The organism is Euzebyales bacterium (assembly GCA_035461305.1).
GTDB lineage: Bacteria > Actinomycetota > Nitriliruptoria > Euzebyales > JAHELV01 > JAHELV01.
In genome coordinates this window covers 1-3,308 of record DATHVN010000120.1, presented here as the reverse complement: position 1 = coordinate 3,308, position 3,308 = coordinate 1, and the positions used below count along the sequence as shown (strand labels likewise).

General features: G+C 72.3%; 3 protein-coding genes. 1 reads left to right on the top strand and 2 read right to left on the bottom strand.

Features of this window, described 5'->3' with window-relative positions; translation table 11 throughout:
• Positions 1 to 200: 200 nt before the first annotated feature.
• Entirely contained in the window at positions 201 to 704 is a 504-nt protein-coding gene (locus VK923_11205) for a DUF1707 domain-containing protein (protein HSJ45237.1), read from the top strand.
• Between the two features lie 114 nt (positions 705 to 818).
• On the opposite strand, the gene VK923_11200 is transcribed toward VK923_11205, so the two are convergent.
• Both VK923_11200 and VK923_11195 read right to left on the bottom strand, forming a co-directional pair.
• Entirely contained in the window at positions 819 to 1,601 is a 783-nt protein-coding gene (locus VK923_11200) for an SWIM zinc finger family protein (protein ID HSJ45236.1), read from the bottom strand.
• 40 nt (positions 1,602 to 1,641) lie between these two features.
• The coding region (locus VK923_11195; GenBank protein ID HSJ45235.1) for a DEAD/DEAH box helicase at positions 1,642 to 3,308 on the bottom strand (1,667 nt) is incomplete at its 5' end.

Below are 3,308 nucleotides of genomic sequence, written 5' to 3'. Positions count from 1 at the left end.
GACGATGGTGTCCATTGGGGTCCTCCTGTGATCGTTGCGCTCAGCGTGGCCCGGTCGGCGTGTGGCGCGCGTCGCCCGTCCGTCGCGACCTCGCAAACCGCTCGGACGACACCTTGTTGACCAATCGGTGGACACGGGCTTGCGTTCCGGCTTCACAGGTGTATGTTGTCGGTGACAAGATTGATGGACGGGAGACGACCATGGCCGCTCCGGACGGACAGCTACGGGCCTCCGACACCGAGCGCGAGCGCATCATCGAACTCCTGCGGCGTCACACCGCCGACGGACGCCTGACGCTGGAGGAGTTCGAACAGCGCGTCGGCGAGGCGCTGGCGGCGACGACACGTGCAGATCTCGGGCCGGTCCTGCGCGATCTGCCACCGCTGCAGCCTGTGCCGCCTCACGCGACGCGGCCGACACCGGTTCGCGTGCGGTGGCCGTCGGCACTGGATGGTGGTGCTGTGCTGCGTACCGTCGCGGTCGTCGCGGCGGTCACCGTGGTCCTCGCCAGCGGGTGGCAGCTGTGGTGGATCGTCTTCCCGCTCATTGCCGTCTTCGGCGGCTGCGGTCGGAGCGCCACGTCGTGCACGAGCGGGCGATCGCGATGGGCCGACAACCACCGGCACGGTGGACGTGTGGCCGCCCACGACCGTTCGCACCGTGGGCGCGTGGCCGACGACCAGCGCGAGACCATCCGGGTCTGACGCTGAACGTCACGTGCGCCACGACCTCTGCGCGCCGTCAGATGGCCGCCTCTCGGGGACCGCGCGCGTCTCAGCGTCGGCGCGCGGCGTCAGCCGGGTCCGCACGCGGGCGCGTCAGACCTCGCCGGCAAGGACACGCCACGCGCGCTCTGCGGCGTCGGCGACGACATCGTGCAGATCTGCCTCGACCTCGCTGGCGCCGGGCGGGGGGCCGAGGCGGCGCAACGTTACGGTCGGATCGCCGACCGCGCGGGGGCGGAGATCGATCTCGTCCAGTGCTCCGCGAGCGGTGAACAGCTGATTGGCGATCAGATCGTCGACGCGGACCGTGGCGTCGTTGTCTGAGCTGTCGTCCGCCCACCCGTCGCTCCCCGCGCGGTGGGCCCGGAGCCCGGCGAGCAGCTCGTCGCGCCCGCGGCCCCGCAGCCCGGGGAGCAGGAACGGGTCGTCGTCAAAGGTCTGTGCCAGGGTGTAGTGCACGGCCGCGACGTGCTTGCAGGGATTCGCCGTGTCGGGGCACGAGCACGACGTCGACAATTCTCTCGCGCGTGGGAACAGCGACACGCCACAGGCCTGGAGCACGTCGTCGATGTCATCGGGCATGCGCCCGTCGAGCAGGTCGGCAGTGTGGCGCACCTCGCCGGCCAGGGCTCGGAGGACGCTGTCCCACGTGGCGTCGTCGAACGTGGGCAGTGTCAGCGTCACGCGGTACGGGCGGACGCGACGGCCCTGGACCTGAGCGGTCACCCGGCCCGGACGCACGGTAAGCTTCGCGACCCGGTCCTGGCGCGCATAGGTTCGACCGCGCGGCAGGCGGTTCGCGTAGACCGCGCCGAGCGCCTCGAGGGCGCCGATCCACCGCTTGCCCCACCACGTCAGGCCGAAGCGTGTCACCATACGGTCCCCACCTCGCGGTGCAGCCAGCGTGCGTGCACGGTCATGAGACGTCGTCCTCGTCGGAGATGTCGGCCGCCGACAGCGACACGAGGTCGTGCAGCGCTTCGTCGCCGAGCTCGGTGATCCAGGTCTCACCGGTGCCGACGACCGCGTCGGCCAGCGCCCGCTTGCGCTCCAGCAGGGCGGCGACGCGTTCCTCGACCGTGCCGGCTGTGACCAGCTTGTGCACGGTCACGGGCCGCACCTGACCGATGCGGTAGGCGCGGTCGGTTGCCTGGTCCTCCACGGCCGGGTTCCACCAGCGGTCATAGTGGACGACATGCGTGGCGGCGGTCAGGTTGAGGCCTGTGCCGCCGGCCTTGATCGACACGAGCAGCACCGGCGATGGTTCCTGGCCCGACTGGAACGCGGCGACCATCGCGTCACGGGCCGTCGCGCTGACGCCACCGTGAAGGAAGGGGACCTCGGCGACATCGAGGCGCGCCGCAAGATGGCGGGCGAGCAGGGTACCCATCGCGCGGTACTGGGTGAACATCAGCGCGCGGTCGCCGGCGGCGGCGACCTCGACCAGCATCTCGGCGGTGCGGTCCAGCTTGCCGGACCGGCCCGGCAGTGGCCCCCGCTCCCCGAGGTACTGCGCGGGGTGGTTGCAGATCTGCTTGAGCGCGGTCAGCAACGCCAGGATCTGGCCACGCCGGTCGATGCCGTCGCCGGCGAGGCCGGCGTCGAAGACCCGGTCCACGGCCGCCTGGTACAGCGTCGCCTGCTCACGCGTGAGGCTGCACACAACCATGGCCTCCTGCTTGGGCGGCAGGTCGGTCGCCACCTCGGTCTTGGTCCGGCGCAGCAGGAACGGCGCGACGATCCGGCGCAGCCTGTCGGCGGCGTCAGTGTCGCCCCAGCGCTCGACGGGCACGGCGTAGCGTTCACGGAACCGGGTGAACGGCCCCAGCAGACCGGGGGCGGCGAAGTCTACGATCGCCCACAGCTCCGCCAGCCGGTTCTCGACCGGCGTGCCGGTCAGGGCGACGCGCGCCCGGGCGGGCAGGCGTCGCACCGCCCGCGCGGCCTTCGACGCGTGGTTCTTGACCTGCTGGGCCTCGTCGAGCACGACGGTGTCCCAGTCGACCGCGGCGAGCAGGTCGACGTCACGGCGGACCAGCCCGTAGCTGGTGACCGCGACCGCGCCCGGCACGAACGCGTCGGGCGTGGTCGCGCGACCTGGTCCGTGATGGCGCAGCACCGGCAGGCGGGGGGCGAACCGCGCCAGCTCGCGCTCCCAGTTGCCGACCACCGAGGTCGGGCACACGACCAGGTGCGGCCGGTCGCCGCCGCGCGTCACCAGCAGCGCGATGGTCTGCAGCGTCTTGCCCAGGCCCATGTCGTCGGCCAGCACCGTGCCCAGCCCCAGCCGTGCCATCGCCTGGAGCCACGCGACACCGCGGCGCTGGTAGTCGCGCAGGGTGGCGTCGACGCCGTCGAGCACCGCGGTGCCCGGTCCCGCGCCGTCGCGCAGGTGCGCGAGCAGGTCGGCCAGCGCGCCGCTCGGCCTGACCTCGACCGTATCGGCCTCGTCGGTCTCCCAGGCGCCGGTGAGCCCCGCCGCCAGCGCCTCGGCGAGGGTCAGCCGTCCACGTGAACCCGCGAGGTCGGCCAAGGCCAGCGCCTCGCCGGGATCGACCTGCACCCAGCGGCCACGCCAGCGCA

Coding starts and splice junctions, on each gene's coding strand:
- VK923_11205 (HSJ45237.1), top strand. CDS start 201: ATGGCCGCTCCGGACGGACAGCTACGGGCCTCCGACACCGAGCGCGAG.
- VK923_11200 (HSJ45236.1), bottom strand. CDS start 1,601: ATGGTGACACGCTTCGGCCTGACGTGGTGGGGCAAGCGGTGGATCGGC.